The organism is Streptomyces sp. NPDC034084, from assembly GCF_055575535.1.
Genome location: NZ_JBVISK010000006.1, coordinates 355,628 through 374,765, shown reverse-complemented (window position 1 = coordinate 374,765; position 19,138 = coordinate 355,628). Strand labels below are relative to the sequence as shown.

Annotated in this window: 16 protein-coding genes; 5 read left to right on the top strand and 11 right to left on the bottom strand. The window is 73.2% G+C overall.

All coding sequences use genetic code 11. The features are described from left to right. Window positions 1-2: 2 nt before the first annotated feature. Genes ACZ51I_RS23425 through ACZ51I_RS23390 form a run of 8 tightly spaced genes read right to left on the bottom strand, consistent with a single transcriptional unit; the run spans window position 3 to window position 6,904 of the window. Window positions 3-1,994, bottom strand: coding sequence for an NADH-quinone oxidoreductase subunit 5 family protein (locus tag ACZ51I_RS23425; protein WP_468879085.1), 1,992 nt, complete (start codon window positions 1,992-1,994; stop codon window positions 3-5). Next, window positions 1,991-2,332 (bottom strand): NADH-quinone oxidoreductase subunit NuoK, encoded by a 342-nt coding sequence (gene nuoK, locus ACZ51I_RS23420; protein ID WP_383789949.1) that lies wholly within the window; start codon window positions 2,330-2,332, stop codon window positions 1,991-1,993. The genes ACZ51I_RS23425 and nuoK overlap by 4 nt, the downstream gene beginning before the upstream one ends. After that, window positions 2,332-2,895: an NADH-quinone oxidoreductase subunit J family protein gene (locus ACZ51I_RS23415; protein ID WP_468879082.1), complete on the bottom strand. Its 564-nt coding sequence runs from the start codon at window positions 2,893-2,895 to the stop codon at window positions 2,332-2,334. Before ACZ51I_RS23415 ends, nuoK begins: the two co-directional genes overlap by 1 nt. Further along, window positions 2,892-3,512, bottom strand: a complete 621-nt coding sequence (locus tag ACZ51I_RS23410; protein ID WP_468879079.1) for a NuoI/complex I 23 kDa subunit family protein — start codon at window positions 3,510-3,512, stop codon at window positions 2,892-2,894. The genes ACZ51I_RS23415 and ACZ51I_RS23410 overlap by 4 nt, the downstream gene beginning before the upstream one ends. Before the next feature lie 2 nt (window positions 3,513-3,514). Next, window positions 3,515-4,483: a complex I subunit 1/NuoH family protein gene (locus ACZ51I_RS23405; RefSeq protein WP_468879076.1), complete on the bottom strand. Its 969-nt coding sequence runs from the start codon at window positions 4,481-4,483 to the stop codon at window positions 3,515-3,517. Next, on the bottom strand, window positions 4,480-5,913 hold the full coding sequence (locus tag ACZ51I_RS23400) for an NADH-quinone oxidoreductase subunit C (protein WP_468879074.1): 1,434 nt from the start codon (window positions 5,911-5,913) through the stop codon (window positions 4,480-4,482). The genes ACZ51I_RS23405 and ACZ51I_RS23400 overlap by 4 nt, the downstream gene beginning before the upstream one ends. Further along, complete coding sequence (locus ACZ51I_RS23395; RefSeq protein ID WP_468879071.1) at window positions 5,910-6,485, bottom strand: NADH-quinone oxidoreductase subunit B; 576 nt, start codon at window positions 6,483-6,485, stop codon at window positions 5,910-5,912. Before ACZ51I_RS23395 ends, ACZ51I_RS23400 begins: the two co-directional genes overlap by 4 nt. Beyond that, window positions 6,476-6,904, bottom strand: coding sequence for an NADH-quinone oxidoreductase subunit A (locus tag ACZ51I_RS23390; RefSeq protein ID WP_327163673.1), 429 nt, complete (start codon window positions 6,902-6,904; stop codon window positions 6,476-6,478). Before ACZ51I_RS23390 ends, ACZ51I_RS23395 begins: the two co-directional genes overlap by 10 nt. A 157-nt stretch (window positions 6,905-7,061) precedes the next feature. On the opposite strand from ACZ51I_RS23390, the gene ACZ51I_RS23385 reads away from it, so the two are divergent. The 5 genes from ACZ51I_RS23385 (at window position 7,062) to ACZ51I_RS23365 (ending at window position 13,751) form a co-directional block, all read left to right on the top strand. Next, window positions 7,062-8,252 (top strand): sensor histidine kinase, encoded by a 1,191-nt coding sequence (locus ACZ51I_RS23385; RefSeq protein WP_468879069.1) that lies wholly within the window; start codon window positions 7,062-7,064, stop codon window positions 8,250-8,252. Between the two features lie 155 nt (window positions 8,253-8,407). After that, on the top strand, window positions 8,408-9,694 hold the full coding sequence (locus ACZ51I_RS23380) for a sensor histidine kinase (protein ID WP_468879066.1): 1,287 nt from the start codon (window positions 8,408-8,410) through the stop codon (window positions 9,692-9,694). 120 nt (window positions 9,695-9,814) lie between these two features. Next, window positions 9,815-10,474, top strand: a complete 660-nt coding sequence (locus ACZ51I_RS23375; protein WP_468879637.1) for a LuxR C-terminal-related transcriptional regulator — start codon at window positions 9,815-9,817, stop codon at window positions 10,472-10,474. 285 nt (window positions 10,475-10,759) lie between these two features. Continuing rightward, a complete protein-coding gene (locus tag ACZ51I_RS23370; protein ID WP_468879064.1) occupies window positions 10,760-12,697 on the top strand; it encodes a 2-oxoacid:acceptor oxidoreductase subunit alpha in 1,938 nt (645 codons plus the stop codon). Further along, window positions 12,690-13,751, top strand: coding sequence for a 2-oxoacid:ferredoxin oxidoreductase subunit beta (locus ACZ51I_RS23365; RefSeq protein ID WP_468879061.1), 1,062 nt, complete (start codon window positions 12,690-12,692; stop codon window positions 13,749-13,751). Before ACZ51I_RS23370 ends, ACZ51I_RS23365 begins: the two co-directional genes overlap by 8 nt. 49 nt (window positions 13,752-13,800) lie before the next feature. Here ACZ51I_RS23365 and ACZ51I_RS23360 read toward each other — a convergent pair whose 3' ends face one another. The 3 genes from ACZ51I_RS23360 to ACZ51I_RS23350 are packed head-to-tail and all read right to left on the bottom strand — an operon-like array spanning window position 13,801 to window position 19,058. Beyond that, window positions 13,801-15,984 carry a bifunctional serine/threonine-protein kinase/ABC transporter substrate-binding protein gene (locus tag ACZ51I_RS23360; RefSeq protein WP_468879058.1) on the bottom strand — a complete coding sequence of 728 codons (2,184 nt, stop codon included), beginning with the start codon at window positions 15,982-15,984 and terminating at the stop codon, window positions 13,801-13,803. A 3-nt stretch (window positions 15,985-15,987) separates the two neighbouring features. Then, complete coding sequence (locus ACZ51I_RS23355) at window positions 15,988-18,231, bottom strand: bifunctional serine/threonine-protein kinase/ABC transporter substrate-binding protein (protein ID WP_468879055.1); 2,244 nt, start codon at window positions 18,229-18,231, stop codon at window positions 15,988-15,990. Further along, a complete protein-coding gene (locus ACZ51I_RS23350) occupies window positions 18,228-19,058 on the bottom strand; it encodes a hypothetical protein (protein ID WP_468879052.1) in 831 nt (276 codons plus the stop codon). The genes ACZ51I_RS23355 and ACZ51I_RS23350 overlap by 4 nt, the downstream gene beginning before the upstream one ends. Between the last annotated feature and the right edge of the window lie 80 nt (window positions 19,059-19,138).

Here is a 19,138-nt window from a genome sequence, read left to right as displayed (position 1 = left end):
GCTCACGCTCCGGCGGCGGCGTTGGCGAGGGCGACGGCGACGATCGCCAGGACGACGGAGCCGGCGAGCAGGGCGCTCAGGTAGGTCTGGACGTTGCCGGTCTGGGCGCGGCGGACGAGCCATCCCAGACCCTTGGCGGAGGTGCCCGCGGCACGGACGTAGGTGTCGACGACCTCGCGGTCCAGGAAGCGGACCAGAGAGGCGGCGGCGAGTACGGGGCGGACGAAGGCGGTCCGGTAGACGGCGTCCAGGTGGAAGCCGGCGGCGGCCGGTCGGTACAGCGGCCCCAGGAGGGCACGGCCGGGGTCGGCCGGGTCCGCGACGGGGTGCGGCAGGTGCAGCGCCTCGGCCTCGACCTGCCCGGCCTCGGCGTCGGGGTGGGCGACGTGCGGGACGGCCGCGACCGCGGGGACCGGGACCGGCGTCCGCGCCGCGAGGGTGCGCCAGACCGCGTAGGTGATCACGGCTCCGGCGGCGGCGAGGCCCGTGCCGAGGACGGCCGTGGTCAGGGTCGGGGTGAGGGCGTGTCCGTCGAACCAGTCGTCGAGGTGGGTGACGGTCAGACCGAAGCCGAGGGAGGGGATCGCCAGGACCCAGAGGACGGCGGTCATCGCGAGCGGCTGGCGGCCGTGGTCCGGGGCCTCGGCGCCGCGGCCGCGGAAGGTCCGCAGCCAGAGGCGGAGCGCGTACGCGGCGGTCAGCAGGGCCGTCAGCAGCCCGGCGACGAGGACGGTCCAGCCGACCCCGGCGGGGGCGACGTCCCGCTCGCCGAGGGCGGTGTGCTCGGCGGCCACGAGGACGGCTTCCTTGGAGAAGAAGCCGGCGAAGGGCGGGATCGCGGCGAGCGCGAGGAGGGCGACGGTCATCGTCCAGTACGCGTCGGGGACGCGCTTGGCGAGTCCGCTCATGCGGGACATGGCGGTGAGCGAGTTCGTACCGGCGGCGTGGATGACGGCGCCGGCGGCGAGGAACAGCAGCGCCTTGAACGCGGCGTGCGAGAGGAGGTGGAAGACGGCGGCCCCGCGGTCGCCGACGGCGAGGGCCCCGGCCATGTAGCCGAGCTGTCCGATCGTCGAGTAGGCGAGGACCCGCTTGATGTCGTCCTGGGCGAGCGCGGCGAGCGCCGAGCCGACCATCGTGACCGCGGCCATCACGGCGAGCACGGTCATCGCGGCGGCGGACGCGGCGAAGACGGGAAGCAGCCGGGCCGTGAAGTAGATGCCGGCGGCGACCATCGTCGCCGCGTGGATGAGCGCGGAGACGGGGGTGGGGCCGGCCATGGCGTCGGGGAGCCAGGTGTGGAGCGGGAACTGCGCGGACTTGCCGGCGACACCGGCGAGCAGCAGCAGCGCGATCAGGGTCGGGTGGTCGAGGCCGCCGCTCGCGACGGCGCCGAGGACGCCCGTGATCCGGAACGTGCCCGCGTCGGCGGCGAGCGCGAAGAGACCGATGAGGAAGGGGACGTCGCCGAGCTTGGTGACGAGGAAGGCCTTGAGGGAGGCGGACCGCGCCTCGGGGGTCTCCCAGTAGTGGCCGACGAGGAAGTACGAGCAGATGCCCATGATCTCCCAGCCGACCAGGAGCACCATCAGGTCGCCGGAGTAGACGACGAGCAGCATCGCGGAGGTGAAGAGGGAGACGAGCGCGGCGTACGAGGGGTAGCGCGGGTCCTCGCGGAGGTAGCCGGTCGAGTAGATCTGCACGCAGGTGGCGACGACACCGACGAGGACGGCGACGAGCGCGGCGAAGCCGTCGATGTAGAGGCTCAGGTCGATCGGGACGGATCCGGTCGGGGTGAGCTGGGTGGCGGCGTCGATCGCCTTGCCCCCGCCCTGGCGGGCGGCGACGAGGGCTGCGAGGACGGCGGCGGCGAGCGTCGGCAGCACGGCCAGCGGACGGACGAGGCCGGGAGCGGTGCGGCCGAGCAGGAGTCCGGCGGCGGAGGCGAGGAAGGGGAGGAGGGGGACGAGGACGGCGAGGGTGGTCGTGGTCACGCGGCGGCCTCGGCCTTCTCCTCGGCGGACGGCTGTTCCTTGGTGTCGCGCAGACGGTCGACGTCCGCGGTGCCGCGGTTGCGGTGGACCATCAGGACGATGGCGAGACCGATGCCGATCTCCGCGGCGGCGACGGCGATGGTGAAGAGGGTGAGGGCCTGGCCGGCGTGGAGGGTGTCGCGGAGCCAGACGTCGAAGGCGACCAGGTTGAGGTTGACGGCGTTGAGCATCAGCTCGACGGACATCAGGACCAGGATCGCGTTGCGGCGGGCGAGGACACCGTAGAGGCCGACGGCGAAGAGGAGGGCGGCGAGGACGGCCGGGTAGGCGAGGTGCATCAGCGCTCGTCCTCCTGCTTCTTCCGGGAGAGGACGATCGCGCCGACCAGCGCGGCGAGGAGCAGCACCGACAGGGCCTCGAAGGGCAGCACCCAGTGCTGGAAGAGGATCTCGCCGGTGACGCCCGTGGAGCCCTGGGCGGGTCCGTCCAGGTCGATCCAGGTCGTGCGGAACGCGTCGACGACGACCCAGACGAGGGCGGCCGCGGCGGCCAGTGCGACGGCGAGGGCGACCGGCCGGTTGCCGGAGTCGGCGTCCGGGGAGCGGCCGATGGGGGCCTTGGTGAGCATGAGACCGAAGAGGAGGAGGACGACGACGGAGCCGACGTAGATCAGGACCTGGACCCAGGCGATGAACTCGGCGGTCAGGAGCAGGTACTCGACGGCGAGCCCGCCCAGCGCCACGACCAGCCAGAGGGCGGCGTGCACCAGCTGGCGGGTGGTGACGGTGACGAGGGCGGCGCCCAGGGTGACGAGGCCGACGAGCACGAAGGCGATCTCGACGCCGGTGGGCGAGAGGAAGCCGTGGGCCGCGGCCGCGGCTCCGGCTGCTGCGAGGGTCACTGCTGGTCCTCCTGCGCGCCCCGGGCGTCGGCCGCGGCCTGGGCTTCGGCGGCCTCCGCGGCGGCCTGGGCCTGGGCGGCGGCCTTCTCCGCCGCCTTGCGGGCCGCGGCGATCTCCTTCGGCTCCTCCGCGTGCGGGTCGAGCGCGGGCGGCTCGGGGACCGTCCACATCCACTCGCGGAGCTTGTCGCGCTCGTGGGTCAGCTCGTGGATGTCGGTCTCCGCGTACTCGAACTCGGGCGACCAGAACAGCGCGTCGAAGGGGCAGACCTCGATGCAGATCCCGCAGTACATGCAGAGCGAGAAGTCGATGGCGAAGCGGTCGAGGACGTTCCGGCTGCGCTCGCGGCCGCCGGGGGCGGCGGGCGGCACCGTCTCCTTGTGGGAGTCGATGTAGATGCACCAGTCGGGGCACTCACGGGCGCAGAGCATGCAGACCGTGCAGTTCTCCTCGAACAGGCCGATGACCCCGCGGGTGCGGGGCGGCAGCTCGGGCTGCACGTCCGGGTACTGCGCGGTGACGGTCTTCCGCGTCATCGTGCGGAGCGTGACGGCGAGGCCCTTGGCGAGGCCGGAGCCGGGAATGCCGGGCCGGGAGGGTGGGAGAAGAGGTGTCATGGTTACTGGATCGCCACCTTCACGATGCCGGTGAGCGCGATCTGCGCCAGGGCGAGCGGGACGAGCGTCGTCCAGGCCAGCTTCTGCAGCTGGTCCTCGCGGAGCCGGGGGTAGGACACCCGCAGCCAGATCACGACGAAGGCGAGGACGGCCGTCTTGAGGAGGGTCCAGACCCAGCCGAGGCCGTCGGCGCCGAAGGGGCCGTGCCAGCCGCCGAGGAAGAGGACGGTGGTGAGGCCGCAGAGGACGACGATGCCCGCGTACTCGGCGAGCAGGAAGAGCGCGAAGCGGAGACCGGTGTACTCGGTGTACGCCCCGAAGATGATCTCCGAGTCGGCGACGGGCATGTCGAAGGGGGGCCGCTGGAGCTCGGCGAGTCCGGCGACGAAGAACACGAGCGCGCCGACGATCTGCCAGGGCAGCCACCACCACGCGAAGGCGTTCAGGATGCCGGGCAGGGAGACGGTGCCGGCGGCCATCGCGACGGAGGCGGCGGCGAGGAGCATCGGCAGCTCGTACGCGAGGAGCTGGGCGGCGGTCCGGAGGCCGCCGAGCAGCGAGAACTTGTTCGCGGACGCCCAGCCGGCCATGAGGCTGCCGAGGACGCCGACGCCCATGACGGCGAGCACGAAGAAGATGCCGGCGTCGACGACCTGCCCGACGGCGCCCTCGCTCGGACCGATCGGGATCGCGACGAGCACGAGGAGGTACGGGAGGAGGGCGACGGCCGGCGCGAGCTGGAAGACCCGCCGGTCCGCGTCCTTCGGGACCACGTCCTCCTTCTGCGCGAACTTCACGCCGTCGGCGACGAGCTGGGCCCAGCCGTGGAAGCCGCCCGCGTACATGGGGCCGAGCCGGCCCTGCATGTGCGCCATGACCTTGTGCTCGGTCTGCCCGACGACGAGCGGCAGCACGAGGAAGACCCCGAAGACGATGAGCAGCCGGACGGCGACGTCGAGTGCGTCGTTCACGCGGGATCGCCTCCGGCGGGGTCGGTGGGCTTGTCGGTACGGTCCCGCCCGGCGGGCGGCTCGTGGGTGCGGTCTCCGTCCGCGCCGGTGGCACGGGCGTCCTCGGGCTGGGGCGCCTGGGGGTCCACCGGGGCGGGGGCCTCGGATTCGGGGGCGTCCGGCTCCGGGGCCGGGGGCCGGGGCTCGGCAGGCGGGGTGCCTTCCGAGGCCTGGGACTCGGGACCTCGAGGGGACGCCGGGGCAGGGTTTTCCGGCTCGGGCGACGGGGTGTTCTCCGAGCTCGAGGCTTCCGGCCCGGGGGCCTGCGTGTCCGCCGGGGTCGGGGCGTCCGGCTCTGGGGCCGGGATGGCCGTCGGGGCAGGGGCTTCCGTTGCCGAAGGCGTGGCCGGGGGTGACGTCTCGTCGTCGAAGGCCGGGCGGGCGTGGTGCCACGGGGCGTCCGAGCTGCGGGTACGCGGGGTGCCCGCTGCCGGGCGGGACGCGGGGCCGTCGGTGTCCGGGCGGGCCGTCGAAGCCGGCGGCTGCGGGGCCGCCGCCTGGCTCGCCGAGCCGTCCGCAGCGGAGCGGGAGCGGCGCGGCGGGCGCGCCGGGCCCGAGGCGTCCGGGGACGCGTCCGGCTCCGGAGACGCGTCCGGCTCCGGCGTCGCCTGGCTGGCCGAGCCCTCCGCGACCGAGCGGGTCCGGCGCGGCGGGCGCGCCGTCGCACCCGGGGCGTCCGTGGACGCGCGCGGCTCCGTGGACGCGCCCGGCTCCGGCGTCGCCTGGGTCGCCGAGCCCTCCGTGACCGAGCGGGTCCGGCGGACCGGGCGGTCGCCTGCCGCCGCGCGGGTGGGGCGGGTGGGGGCCGGGGGGAGCTGGCCCTTCAGGGGGCCCCACTCGTTGGGGTCCGGGACGCCCGGCGGGAGCATCTGGCGGCGCTTCGGGCCGCCGCCGTCGTGGGACTCGCCCGGCTCCTTCGCGCCCGGCCACGCCTTGGCGACCCGCGCCGCGAGGACGAAGTCCTTGCGCAGCGGGTGGCCCTCGAAGTTCTCGGGGAGGAGGAGCGGGACGAGGTGCGGGTGCCCCTCGAAGGCCACGCCGAACATCTCGTGGGTCTCGCGCTCGTGCCAGCCCGCGCCCGCGTACACGCCGATCGCCGTCGGGAGGGCGGGCGCGTCGTGCGGGACCGTCGTGCGCAGCAGGAGGCGGCGCGGGCGGCCGGCGCCGAGCGCCACCACGTGCGCGCAGACGCGGAAGCCCGTGCCCGGCTCGTCCACCGCGCTCAGCCAGTCGAAGTACGTGCACCCGAGGACGTCCCGGGCCGTCTCGAGGGCCGTGAGCCAGGCCGCCGGCGGGACGTCGACGGTCAGCAGGTCGTAGGCCCGCTCCGCCGTCGCCTCCTCGCCGAAGATCTCCGTCACGGAGCCGGGGAGGGAGTCGTAGGCGTTCATGCCGTGCCTCCCGGCGGCGGCACCAGGGGGCTCGTCAGCTGGGAGACCGTGGCGGCGGTCGCGTACCGCTCCGCCAGGTTCTCCCGGGCGATCTTCTCCTGGAGCTTGAGGATGCCCTGGAGCAGTGCTTCCGGGCGCGGCGGGCAGCCCGGCACGTACACGTCGACGGGGATGATCTGGTCGACGCCCTTGGTGACCGAGTACGAGTCCCAGTACGGGCCGCCGCAGTTCGAGCAGGCGCCGAAGGAGATCACGTACTTCGGCTCGGGCATCTGCTCGTACAGCCGCTTCACGGCCGGCGCCATCTTGTCCGTCACCGTGCCCGAGACGATCATCAGGTCGGCCTGGCGCGGGCCCGGCGCGAAGGGGATGACGCCGAGCCGGATGAAGTCGTGCCGGGCCATCGACGCGGCGATGAACTCGATCGCGCAGCAGGCGAGGCCGAAGTTGAAGACCCACAGGCTGTAGCGGCGGCCCCAGTTCAGGACCACCTTCATCGGCTCGGGGGCGAGGCGGGCGAGCAGCCCCAGCTTCGGGTCGGGCAGGGGTGTGGGCAGGGGTGTTACGTCCATGCCAGGACGCCCTTCTTGTACGCGTAGAGCAGCCCCACGGCCAGGAAGCCGAGGAAGACGAACATCTCGACCAGGGTCGTGGCGCCGTACCCGGGCGCCGCGAAGACCGTCGCCCAGGGGAAGAGGAAGATCGAGTCGACGGCGAAGATCACGTAGAGGAAGGCGTACACGTAGTAGCGGACCTGGGTGTGGGCCCAGCCCTCCCCCACGGGGTCGACACCGCACTCGTAGGTGAGGAGTTTCTCGGGTGTCGGCACGACGGGCCTGAGCAGCCGGCCCGCGCCGAACGCCACGGCGACGAAGAGCACGCCGACGACGGCGAGCAGGCCGACGACGGAGTACGTCTGGAAGTAGTCCGCCGCGTCGGCCGCGACAACGGTCGGTTCCCGCACGTCCGCCCCTCGGTCTCGGTGTCTCATGAATCAGTTCCGTACGGACGCGAGTCTAGGCCCTGCTAAAGAGACCGTAAGCAGTCGCGGGTGCCTTCGTGGGCCCGGCGCCCTGGGGATATCCCCCCTTCTTCCGACCCACCTCCCCCATGGCGTCACGCCGCCGCCGACCGGCAGTCTGGGGAGCATGACCGCCGATCTTGATCCCGTCGAGTCCCCCGACTCCGCCGGCTCCCCCGAAACGTCCCGTCCGCCGCTGCGCCTCGCCTACGGGAAGGAGACCTGGAAAGAGATCTCCTTCCTCCTCTCCAACCTCTTCACGGCGGTGGCCGGCTTCGTCTACGCGGTCGTCAGCGTCGCGCTCGGCGTGGGCCTCGCGGTCACCGTCATCGGGCTGCCGCTGCTCGCCCTCGGCCTGCGCGGCGCCCGTCTCATCGGCCGGTCCGAACGGGCGCGGGCGCGCGGGCTGCTCGGCGTGCGGGTCGCCGAGCCCTCCCCGCCGCCGCGGCACCGCGGTTTCCTCGGCTGGCTGTGGGGCTCGCTGAAGGACCCGGTGGCCTGGCGGACCCAGCTGTACGGGCTGATCCGGCTGCCCTGGGGGATCGTGACGTTCACCCTCGCGCTGGTCTCGCTCATCGTCCTCTGGCCCGTGCTGCCCTTCCTGGCCCGCGGCCTGGCCAACGCCGACCGGGGCATGGTCCGGGGGCTGCTCTCGCCCTCCGACGAGCTGGAGCGGCGGATCGCCGAGCTGGAGTCGGACAGGGGCGTCGTCGTCGACACCGCCGCCGCCGACCTGCGGCGCATCGAACGCGACCTGCACGACGGCGCCCAGGCCCGGCTCGTGGCGCTCGCGATGGGGCTCGGTCTCGCGAAGGAGAAGCTGCTCGAGGACCCCGAGGCGGCGGCGGCGATGGTCGACGAGGCGCACGGCGAGGTGAAGCTCGCCCTCCAGGAGCTGCGGGACCTCGCCCGGGGCATCCACCCGGCGGTCCTCACCGACCGGGGCCTGAGCGCCGCGCTCTCCTCCGTCTCGGCGCGCTGCACCGTGCCGGTGAAGGTGCACGTGGACCTGGCGGAGCGGCCGGCGGAGGCGATCGAGGGCATCGCGTACTTCACGGTGTCGGAGCTCCTGCAGAACGTCTCCAAGCACGCGCGTGCCCGGTCCGCCTCGGTGGAGGTCTGGCGGGCGGGCGACCGGCTGATGCTCCTGGTGCGGGACGACGGGGCGGGCGGGGCGCGCTTCGACGGCGGTACGGGGCTCGCGGGGCTCGCCGAGCGGCTCGGCGCGGTCGACGGGCTGCTCGTCCTGGACTCCCCCGAGGGCGGCCCGACGACGGTCACGGCGGAGCTGCCGTGGCGCGCGCGGCCGGCGGCGTGAGCCGTCGATAGCCCCTGGCCCGGGGGAACTCCCGTCCGGTAGGGAAAACCCCCGCCCGTAGACGCCCACCCTCCTCATGGTCCGGCGGGCGGCGGAACGGAACCCTGGAACCAGTACCGCCCCCGCCCCCTCCCCCGTAGAGAAGGAATCCCGCGATGGCCGCCTCCCACCTCCCCGCCGCGATCCGCGCGCCGTTCGAGGGCCGCACCTGGCGCGCCTTCGTCTACGTGCTGATCGGGCTTCCGCTGAGCGTCTGCTGGTTCGCGCTCTCCGTCGCCTTCGTCTCGGCCGGCGCCGGGCTGCTCATCACCTTCCTCGGCGTGCCGATCCTGGCCGGGGCGCTCGCGATGTGCCGGGGCTTCGGCGCGGTGGAGCGGGCCAGGGCGCGCGGGCTGCTGGGCCTCGACGTGGCCGCGCCGGAGCCGGTGCGGGGGCGGACGGGCGGGGCGTTCTCGTGGATGGGGGCGATGCTGAAGAGCGGGGCTTCGTGGCGGCACCTGCTGTACGCGATCCTGCACATGCCGTGGGCGGTGTTCTCGTTCTCGGTGACGGTGGCGCTGTGGGCCTGGGGCTGGAGCCTCTTCACGTACCCGCTGTGGCAGTGGGTCTTCCCCACGTGGGTGGGGCAGGACGGGATCCAGCTGTACGGCGACGCGACGCACGCCTTCTACCTCGACGCGCCGTTCGAGGTGGCCGTGACCAGCGTGATCGGGCTGGTGTTCGTACTGGTCGGGCCGTGGGTGCTGCGCGGGTTCGTCTCGGTCGACCGGCTCCTGGTCTCCGGGCTCCTCGGGCCGTCCCGCCTGGCCTCGCGCGTGTCGGAGCTGGAGTCGGACCGGGGCGTGGTCGTCGACACCGCGGCGGCGGACCTGCGGCGCATCGAGCGGGACCTGCACGACGGCGCGCAGGCGCGGCTGGCCGCGCTCGCCATGGACCTGGGGCTCGCGAAGGAGAAGCTGGCGCGGGACCCGCGGGCGGCGGCGGTACTCGTCGACGAGGCGCACGGCGAGGTGAAGCTGGCCCTCCAGGAGCTGCGGGACCTGGCCCGGGGCATCCACCCGGCGGTCCTCACCGACCGGGGCCTGGACGCGGCGCTCTCGGCGGTGGCCTCGCGGTGCTCGGTCCCGGTGGCGGTGGACGTGGACCTGCTGGCCCGGCCGGTGCCGGCGATCGAGGGCATCGCGTACTTCACGGTGTCGGAGCTGCTCGGGAACGTCAGCCGGCACTCCCGGGCGCGGCGCGCGTGGGTGGACGTGTGGCGGTCCGGCGACCGGCTGATGCTCCAGGTGCGGGACGACGGGGTGGGGGGTGCCCGGCTCGGCGGCGGGTCCGGTCTCGCGGGCCTGTCGGAGCGGGTGGGGGCGGTGGACGGGGTGCTGGCGGTGGACTCGCCGACGGGGGGCCCGACGACGGTGACGGTGGAACTGCCCTGGCGTGCGTAGATCCTTCCGGGCGTCCCCGGACGGGGCGGCGCACCGCCCGGGGTGCCATGCTGAGGGCTCCAACGGAGGACCGGAGCATGGGGGCGGCAGGGCATGGGTGTGCAGGGTGTGGCGGAGCGCGTGCGGGTGGTCATCGCCGAGGATTCCGTACTGCTCAGGGAGGGCCTGACCCGGCTCCTCACCGACCTGGGTCACGAGGTCGTCGCCGGTGTCGGGGACGGCGAGGCGCTGGTGGAGACGGTGGCGGGGCTCGCGGGTGAGGGGGCGCTGCCGGACGTGGTCGTGGCGGACGTGCGGATGCCTCCGACGCACACCGACGAGGGCGTCCGGGCGGCGGTGCGGCTGCGCAAGGAGTTCCCGGGCCTCGGCGTCCTCGTGCTGTCGCAGTACGTGGAGGAGCAGTACGCCACCGAACTCCTGGCCGGTTCCAGCCGGGGCGTCGGCTATCTCCTGAAGGACCGTGTCGCGGAGGTCCGGGAGTTCGTGGACGCGGTCGTCCGGGTCGCCGGGGGCGGTACGGCCCTGGACCCGGAGGTCGTGCAGCAGCTGCTGGGCCGGAGCCGGCAGCAGGACGTGCTGGCGAACCTGACCCCCCGCGAGCGGGAGGTCCTCGGTCTGATGGCGGAGGGCCGGACGAACTCGGCGATCGCGAAAGCGCTGGTCGTGAGCGACGGCGCGGTCGAGAAGCACATCAGCAACATCTTCCTGAAGCTGGGCCTGTCTCCCAGCGACGGTGATCACCGCCGCGTCCTCGCGGTGTTGACGTACCTGAAGTCCTGATCATCTGACATTCTGTCAGCCAGCCCGGCCTAGAACCAAAGGATGAGGCGGAACCAGACTTTCCGGAACACTCCGGGTGGCGACAGAACGTGACAATTCAGGGCAAGAGGGCGTCTCAAAAAGAGGTCCATGATGTGAGAAGTCCCGGGAAGGCCCGCCTGACCGTCGTAGGGTGGGCCTCGGGACGGAAAGTGATCTCCGGGAGCCGGCGATCACCGACCGCACCCCGAGCCTTCTCCCCGCCTCCGGCGGAGAGACCCCTTGCCGCGAGGGAGGTCCAGTTCAGTGACCAGCCAGGTCAGTAGCGAGGCCGGTGAGGCCCTGGTCGGGGAGCAGCGCAACGCCCCGGCGAAGCCCCACCACGGCACCGAGAAGGAAGTGCGCCGGCTCGACCGGGTGATCATCCGCTTCGCGGGTGACTCCGGTGACGGCATGCAGCTCACGGGTGACCGCTTCACCTCGGAGACGGCGTCCTTCGGGAACGACCTCTCCACGCTGCCGAACTTCCCGGCCGAGATCCGCGCACCCGCCGGAACGCTGCCGGGCGTCTCGTCCTTCCAGCTCCACTTCGCCGACCACGACATCCTGACCCCGGGTGACGCCCCGAACGTGCTGGTCGCGATGAACCCCGCCGCCCTCAGGGCGAACATCGGGGACGTGCCGCGCGGCGGCGAGATCATCGTCAACACCGACGAGTTCGCCAAGCGCGCCATGGCCAAGGTCGGGTACACGACCTCGCCCCTGGAGGACGGCTCGCTCGACGGCTACCGGGTCCACCCGGTGCCGCTGACGACGCTGACCCTGGAGGCCCTCAAGGAGTTCGGCCTGTCCCGGAAGGAGGCCGAGCGGAGCAAGAACATGTTCGCGCTCGGGCTGCTCTCCTGGATGTACCACCGGCCGACCGAGGGCACCGAGACCTTCCTGCGCCAGAAGTTCGCGAAGAAGCCGGAGATCGCCGAGGCGAACGTCGCCGCCTTCCGGGCCGGCTGGAACTTCGGCGAGACCACCGAGGACTTCGCCGTCTCCTACGAGGTCGCCCCCGCGACCCGGGCCTTCCCGACCGGCACGTACCGGAACATCTCGGGGAACCTGGCCCTCTCGTACGGCCTGATCGCCGCCGGCCGCCAGGCCGACCTGCCGCTCTACCTCGGCTCGTACCCGATCACCCCGGCCTCGGACATCCTGCACGAGCTGTCCAAGCACAAGAACTTCGGTGTGCGGACGTTCCAGGCGGAGGACGAGATCGCGGGGATCGGGGCCGCGCTGGGCGCCGCCTTCGGCGGCTCCCTCGCCGTGACGACCACGAGTGGCCCGGGTGTGGCGCTGAAGTCGGAGACCATCGGTCTGGCCGTCTCTCTGGAGCTGCCGCTGCTGATCGTCGACATCCAGCGCGGCGGGCCGTCCACCGGTCTGCCCACCAAGACCGAGCAGGCCGACCTCCTCCAGGCCATGTACGGCCGCAACGGCGAGGCGCCGGTGCCGGTCGTGGCCCCGAGGACGCCCGCCGACTGCTTCGACGCGGCCCTCGACGCCGCCCGGATCGCGCTCACGTACCGCACGCCCGTCTTCCTGCTCTCCGACGGCTACCTGGCCAACGGCTCCGAGCCCTGGCGCGTCCCGGACGTCGACGAACTCCCCGACCTGCGGACGCGGTTCGCCACCGGCCCGAACCACCAGCTGGCCGACGGCACCGAGGTCTTCTGGCCGTACAAGCGCGACCCGGAGACCCTCGCCCGCCCCTGGGCCGTCCCCGGCACCCCCGGCCTCGAACACCGCATCGGCGGCATCGAGAAGCAGGACGGCACCGGCAACATCTCGTACGACCCCGCCAACCACGAGTTCATGGTCCGCACCCGCCAGGCCAAGATCGACGGCATCGAGGTCCCGGACGTCGACGTCGACGACCCGGACGGCGCGCGCACCCTGGTCCTCGGCTGGGGCTCCACCTACGGGCCGATCACGGCGGCCGTCCGCCGCATCCGCCGCGAGGGCGGCCACATCGCCCAGGCCCACCTGCGCCACCTCAACCCCTTCCCGAAGAACCTCGGCGAGGTGCTGAAGCGGTACGAGAAGGTCGTCATCCCCGAGATGAACCTCGGCCAGCTGGCCACCCTCGTCCGGGCGAAGTACCTCGTCGACGCGCGCAGCCACACCCAGGTCAACGGCATGCCGTTCAAGGCCGAGCAGCTCGCCGCCGCCCTCAAGGAGGCCATCGATGCCTGAGCCCACGGAGACTCTGCTGAGCCTGGTGCCCAAGGCCGAGGCCCAGCAGTCGATGAAGGACTTCAAGTCCGACCAGGAGGTCCGCTGGTGTCCGGGCTGCGGTGACTACGCGGTCCTCGCCGCCGTCCAGGGCTTCATGCCCGAGCTCGGCCTGGCGAAGGAGAACATCGTCTTCGTCTCCGGCATCGGCTGCTCCTCCCGCTTCCCGTACTACATGAACACCTACGGGATGCACTCCATCCACGGCCGCGCCCCCGCGATCGCCACCGGCCTGGCGACCTCGCGCCGCGACCTGTCCGTCTGGGTCGTCACGGGCGACGGCGACGCGCTGTCCATCGGCGGCAACCACCTCATCCACGCCCTGCGTCGCAACGTCAACCTGAAGATCCTGCTCTTCAACAACCGGATCTACGGGCTGACCAAGGGTCAGTACAGCCCCACCTCCGAGGTCGGCAAGATCACCAAGTCGACCCCGATGGGCTCGCTCGACGCCCCCTTCAACCCGGTGTCGCTGGCGCTCGGCGCCGAGGCGAGCTTCGTGGCCCGCACGGTCGACTCCGACCGCAAGCACCTCACCGAAGTACTGCGCCAGGCGTCCGAGCACAACGGCACGGCGCTCGTCGAGATCTACCAGAACTGCAACATCTTCAACGACGGCGCCTTCGAGGTCCTCAAGGACAAGGACCAGGCCAGGGAAGCCGTCATCCGCCTCGACCACGGGCAGCCGATCCGCTTCGGCGCCGAGAACGAGAAGGGCGTCGTCCGCGACCCGGCCACCGGCGACCTCGAGGTCGTGACGGTCACCCCGGAGAACGAGTCCCGGATCCTCGTCCACGACGCCCACGCGGCCACCCCCACCACCGCCTTCGCCCTCTCCCGCCTCGCGGACCCGGACACCCTCCACCAGACCCCGATCGGTGTCTTCCGTTCGGTGGAGCGACCCGTGTACGACACGCTCATGGCCGAGCAGCTGGAGACGGCCGTCGAGCGCTACGGCAAGGGCGACCTGGGGCAGCTCCTCACGGGCAACGACACCTGGACGGTCGTCGGGTAGCACGCGTACGACGTCAAGGGCCCGGTCCGTGGTGACGGACCGGGCCCTTTCACGTGCCCTTCGCCGCCGCCTCGTCGAACTTGCCGAGGAACCGGGGCACTCCGTCCTTCACCTGCCAGAGGAAGAGACCCCTCAGCGCGGCGAGGCGGTCCTGGCTCGTCTGGGCCACGTACCTCTTCGCGAGCCCCTCGTACGGGGTCTGCAGGAGGCTGTTCCGGACACCCGAGGCCACGGCCCCGGCGTTGTTCGTGGCCGCCGTGCGCAGTGACCGCAGCGTCCAGTTGGCGAGGTCGTACGCCTCCGTCGCGAACCGATCGACCGGTGCCGTGCCGGCCATGCCCCAGCGTTTCCGGTACGCGGCGGTGAAGTCCCGCGCCGCCGGGAGGCCGTCGGGGTCGACGTACCCCGTGCCGAAGAACCAGCCCTCGGCGGCCGGACCGGCGACGGTGAGGAACTCCGGCTGGAGCACGTGCTCGACGCTGCCGCACGGACCGCGGTATCCCTGGTCACGCAGGGCCCTCGCGCACAGGGCGGCCCTGCGCGGCGACATGCCCGCGAACATCACGCCCTGCGGCTCGGTCGCGAGGGCGGCCCGTACGGCGGGGCCGAAGTCCTCGCTGTCCGCCTTCACGGGGTGCGAGGTCACGACCCCGCCCTTCTCCGCCGACGGCGGGTACTCCTTCATGCTCTTGACGGCGAACCAGCTGTACCGGTCGGCGGCCCGGTCCTCCACCACGGCGGTCCGGACGGCCCCACGTTCGGAGAGGTAGCGGCCGAAAGGCACGGTCATCAGGTCATGGGAGGACCGCGGCTGGAAGTAGGTGACCTTCCCTCCGAGGCCCTCGACCTCGGTGGGTGGCACGTCGGCGACGACGCTCGCCAACGGCACCGTGCGGGTGGCGAGTTCCTCAGCGGCGGCCACGGCGGTCGGCGCGGTGGCCGGCCCGAGGACGCCGACCAGGCCGGGGTCCTGCAACAGGGTGAGTGCGGCGGCCTTGGCGCGCTCCGGCCTCCCCCCGTCGTCCTCGACCCGCAGACGTACGTCGAAGGGCCGGTCGCGGCGGGCGTTGAACTCCTCCACGGCCAGCCGGATGCCGCGCTCCTGCCCCCGCCCGTCCGCCATGGCGGGGCCGCTCAGGTCGGTGAGGACGCCGATCGTGTACGAGGCGAGGGGGCCGTCGGTGCCACCTGTTCCCGTGCCCGTCCCGCCCGGTGAGCGGGTCAGCAGCCAGGCGGTGAGGCCGCCGGCGCCCGCCACGGCGGCGGCGGAACCGGCCATCAGGACCCGTCGCCGCGAGACGCCCGTGGACCGCTCCGCGTGCGTGAGCACGGTCGGTTCGGCGACGGGCAGATCGAGGACCCGGGCGGAGCGCTGGGCGATCAGCGCGGGCAGGCCGGGCGGCAGCCAGTCCCCGGCCGGGCCGTCCGCGTGCCCCAGCGCTGCCCGCACCTCGGCCGCCGTGGGCCGGTCCGCCGGGTCCTTGGCGAGGCCGGCGGCGACCAGTGGGAGGAGGGCGTCCGGTACGCCGTCGAGGTCGGGCTCCTCGTGGACGGTGCGATAGACGACGGCCGCCACCGCGCCCGTACCGAAGGGCCGTTTCCCCGTCAGCGCGTACACGAGGACGCAGCCCAGCGAGAAGACGTCGCTCGGCGGGCCGACCTCGTCGGCGCCGGAGACCCGTGCCTGTTCCGGGGCGAGGAAGCCGGGGGTGCCGATCATCGCGTCGGTGGCGGTCAGCGCGGTCGCCCCGGCGCTGCGCGCGATGCCGAAGTCGATGAGCCGGGGCCCGTCGAGGGCGAGCAGCACGTTTCCCGGCTTGACGTCGCGGTGCACGAGCCCGGCGTCGTGCATGTCGGCGAGCGCGGACGCCAGCCGGGCGCCGAGCGCCCGTACGGTCGGCTCGGGCAGGGCGCCGTGCAGGGCGACGGCCTCGGCGAGCGAGGGTCCGGGGACGTACTCGGTGGCGAGCCACGGCTCCCGGGCTTCCGGGTCGGCGCCGAGGACGCGGACGACCCAGCGGCCGGTGATCCGCTCGGCGGCCCGGGCCTCGCGGCGGAACCGCTCCCGGAAGCCGGGGTCGGCGGCGTGCTCGGCACGGATGAGTTTGAGCGCGGCGAGCGTTCCGCCGGCGGAACGGGCGAGGAAGACCACACCCATGCCGCCGGCGCCGAGCCGCCCGAGCAGCCGGTAGCCGGCGAGGGTCGACGGGTCGGCCTTGCGGAGCGGCTGCACGGGTCAGGCCTTCTCCTCGTTCTTCGCGGCCTTGTTCGGCAGCAGCGGCGCGGAGCCGATCGGCTTGTACGCGCCGTTGTGCACCGCGAAGACGAAGGTGCCGCCCAGCCCCAGGTCGCCGAACTCGTTGAAGTTGTAACCGCCCATCACGCCGGTGTACTTCTGCTTGCGCAGCGCGGCCCACAGGCCCTTGCGCACGGGCTTGCCTCCGGCCTTCACCTGGGCCGTCAGCTGCTTGATCGTCATGGTGACGACGTCGTACGACTCGCCCGCGTAGTACGCGGGGGCCGCCCCGTACCGCTTGCGGTGGGCAGCGACGAAGGCGGCGGCCGTCTTCTGCGTGGTGGGGTCGGCGACGGGCGCGCACACGAACCAGCCCTCGGCGGCGGCCCCGGCCTGCTTGACGAAGTCCCGGCCGAAGACGGCCTGGCCGGTGAACCTCGGCCCTGTGAAGCCCAGTTCGGTGAGCGCGCGGGCGGCGTGGACGGCGGTCTCGGTGACTCCGCAGTGGATGTACGCGTCCATGCCGGCGTCGATCATCTCGCCGAGCACGCGGCGGTACGCGGCGGCGTCGGCGTGGGCGGGGACGACCCGGAAGTGCGGGGTGAGGCCGGCCTGCCCGAAGCCGAAGCGCACGCCGCCGGTGACCTGCCAGCTGTAGTGGTCCTCGGTCCGGTCCTCCAGGACTCCGGGGCGGCGGATCTGCGGCAGCAGCGTGACGGCGAAGGAGAGGTGGGTGCCCGCGCTGATGTGGTTCGGAATGGCGCGCAGGAACGTCTCGTTCCTCGAGGCGTCCGTTCGCATGGTGAGCAGGTTGTACCCGGCCGACACCGTGATCAGCGGGATCCCGGCCTCTTCGAAGGCGGGGAGGACGGCCTGGCCGACGGCGTCGGTGGTGGGGCCGAGGACGGCGAGGACTCCGGGGTCGGTGGTGAGGGTCTTGGCGGCCTCCAGGGCCCGGCCCGCGTCACCCCGGTCGTCGACGACCTTGAGGTCGAGCGGGAAGGGCTTGTCCTTGCGGGCGTTGAACTGCTCGACGGCCAGGCGCGCGCCGCGCTCCTGGGCCCGGCCGATGTCCTTGGCCGGCCCGGACAGGTCGGCGAGCACGCCGATCGCCCAACGGGCGCGGGGCGGGGCCGGCTTCTTGCCGTCGGTCTTGTCGTCGTCCCCGGCCCCCGCCCAGACGGCCGCGGCGCCGCCGCCCACGGCCAGTGCGGCGGCGCCCGAGGCGAGCAGCAGGAAGCCTCGTCTGCTCTTCCCGGGGGTGGCCGGGGCGGTGGTGCCGCCCGCCTCGGTGACGTCGATCTCGGGGAGGGCGAGCATCCGGGCGGAGCGTTCGGCGATGGTCCGGACGACGGGGGCGGGCAGCCATTCGGCGCCGTCGCCGGGGTTGTCCTCGACGAGCCGGACGCCGATCTCGGCCGCGGTGGGCCGGGCGGCCGGGTCCTTGGCGAGGCAGGCGCGTACGAGGTCGAGCAGCCCTTCGGGTACGCCGGTGAGGTCGGGTTCGTCGTGGACGGTCCGGTACATCAGGGCGTCCACGGCGCCGGCGCCGAAGGGCGGCCGGCCGGTCGCCGCGTACACGAGGAGGCAGCCGAGGGCGAAGACGTCGGCGGGCGGGCCGATGGCGTCGCTGCGGGCCTCGGCCTGCTCGGGGGCGAGGAAGCCGGGGGTGCCGACGACCATGTCGGTGGCGGTGAGCGCGGTCTCCCCGGTGGCGCGGGCGATGCCGAAGTCGATGAGCCGGGGGCCGTCGACGGCGAGGAGGACGTTCCCGGGCTTGACGTCGCGGTGGACGAGTCCGGCCGCGTGGACGGCGGCGAGCGCGCGGGCGACGGACCAGCCGAGGAGGCGGACGCTCCGCTCGGGCAGCGGGCCGTGGGCGGTGACGGCCTCGCCGAGGGAGGGTCCGGCGACGAAGGCGGTGGCCATCCATGGTTCGGGGGCGTCGGGGTCGGCGCCGGTGACGGGGACGGCCCACGGGCTGGAGACCCGGCGGGCGGCCTCGACCTCGCGGCGGAAGCGGGCCCGGAAGTCGGGCTGGTCGGCCTGGTCGGCGTGGGTGACCTTGACGGCGGCGAGTTCGCCGGCGGCCGTGCGGCCGAGGTAGACGACGCCCATGCCGCCGGCGCCGAGGCGACCGAGGAGGCGGTAGCCGGCGATCGTCGACGGGTCGGAGGGCAGCAGCGGCTGGAGGGCGCCGGGTTCCGGCCGCTCGGGCCGGGGCTGCGGGGTGGCGGGGCTCACGACTGGACCTCCAGCTGATCCTGGGCGCGTTCGAGCATCGTGATGAGGGCCTGGATCTGCGCCTGGGCCGTGCCGGTGGTCGTGGCGCCGTTCATCTCGCTGTAGCCGGGGGCGCCCTTGACGACGGTGGCGACGGTGACCTGGCCGAGCCGCGACTGGTACCAGCTGTAGAACTGCTTGCCCTTCACGGCGTCGCTGAGATAGGTGCCGCCCTCGCGGAGGGCGTCGTGGGCGGTGGAGTTGCCTCCGACGCCGAAGGGGTTGCCGAGCGACATGAGGCCGGTGATGCGCTCGCCGTCGCGCAGTTTCTGGTCGGGGCAGCGCAGCGCCTCTTCGAGGGTCGCCGCCATCTCCCAGTCCGCGTCGGACTCGGTGCGGTGCACGGTGACGGTGGCGGCGACCCGTAGGACGCCCTTGGCGCCGACGGCGGGGAGCTCGCTGTAGGCGGTGACGCTGGCGAGGACGTCGGCCGGCCGGGTGCCGGTCTCCCAGGAGCAGTTGGCGGCGAGTACGGGCCAGTAGTCCGGGTCGCTGAGGTGCGGGGTGCGCTTGACGTAGCCGGGGCCCCAGGCGTCGGGGCCGGCGACGACGGCGAGAGCGAGGCGCCTGGCCTCGGCCGTGGTCTTCGGCGCCCGCTTCGGGTCCGGGGTGAAGTCGAGGGCCGTCGGCGTGGGGCTGGCGGCCACGGTCGGGGCGGCCGAGGCGCTCGTAGTCCCCTTGCCGTCGGGTTTCTTCCCGTCGCCGTCGGCCGTGCAACCGGTCGCGATCAGCCCGCCCACCAGTACGGCGCAGCAGGCACGCAGCAGTCTTCGGTCCCCGTACGCCACAGTTCCCCCACGGTTCCTCACGGTTTCCCCCGAACGGTGAGCAGATCGTACGGCGCGGAACCGGCAACTCGCGTCGTTTA

Coding starts and splice junctions, on each gene's coding strand:
- nuoK (WP_383789949.1), bottom strand. CDS start 2,332: ATGCACCTCGCCTACCCGGCCGTCCTCGCCGCCCTCCTCTTCGCCGTC.
- ACZ51I_RS23410 (WP_468879079.1), bottom strand. CDS start 3,512: ATGACACCTCTTCTCCCACCCTCCCGGCCCGGCATTCCCGGCTCCGGC.
- ACZ51I_RS23400 (WP_468879074.1), bottom strand. CDS start 5,913: ATGAACGCCTACGACTCCCTCCCCGGCTCCGTGACGGAGATCTTCGGC.
- ACZ51I_RS23395 (WP_468879071.1), bottom strand. CDS start 6,485: ATGGACGTAACACCCCTGCCCACACCCCTGCCCGACCCGAAGCTGGGG.
- ACZ51I_RS23390 (WP_327163673.1), bottom strand. CDS start 6,904: ATGAGACACCGAGACCGAGGGGCGGACGTGCGGGAACCGACCGTTGTC.
- ACZ51I_RS23385 (WP_468879069.1), top strand. CDS start 7,062: ATGACCGCCGATCTTGATCCCGTCGAGTCCCCCGACTCCGCCGGCTCC.
- ACZ51I_RS23380 (WP_468879066.1), top strand. CDS start 8,408: ATGGCCGCCTCCCACCTCCCCGCCGCGATCCGCGCGCCGTTCGAGGGC.
- ACZ51I_RS23365 (WP_468879061.1), top strand. CDS start 12,690: ATGCCTGAGCCCACGGAGACTCTGCTGAGCCTGGTGCCCAAGGCCGAG.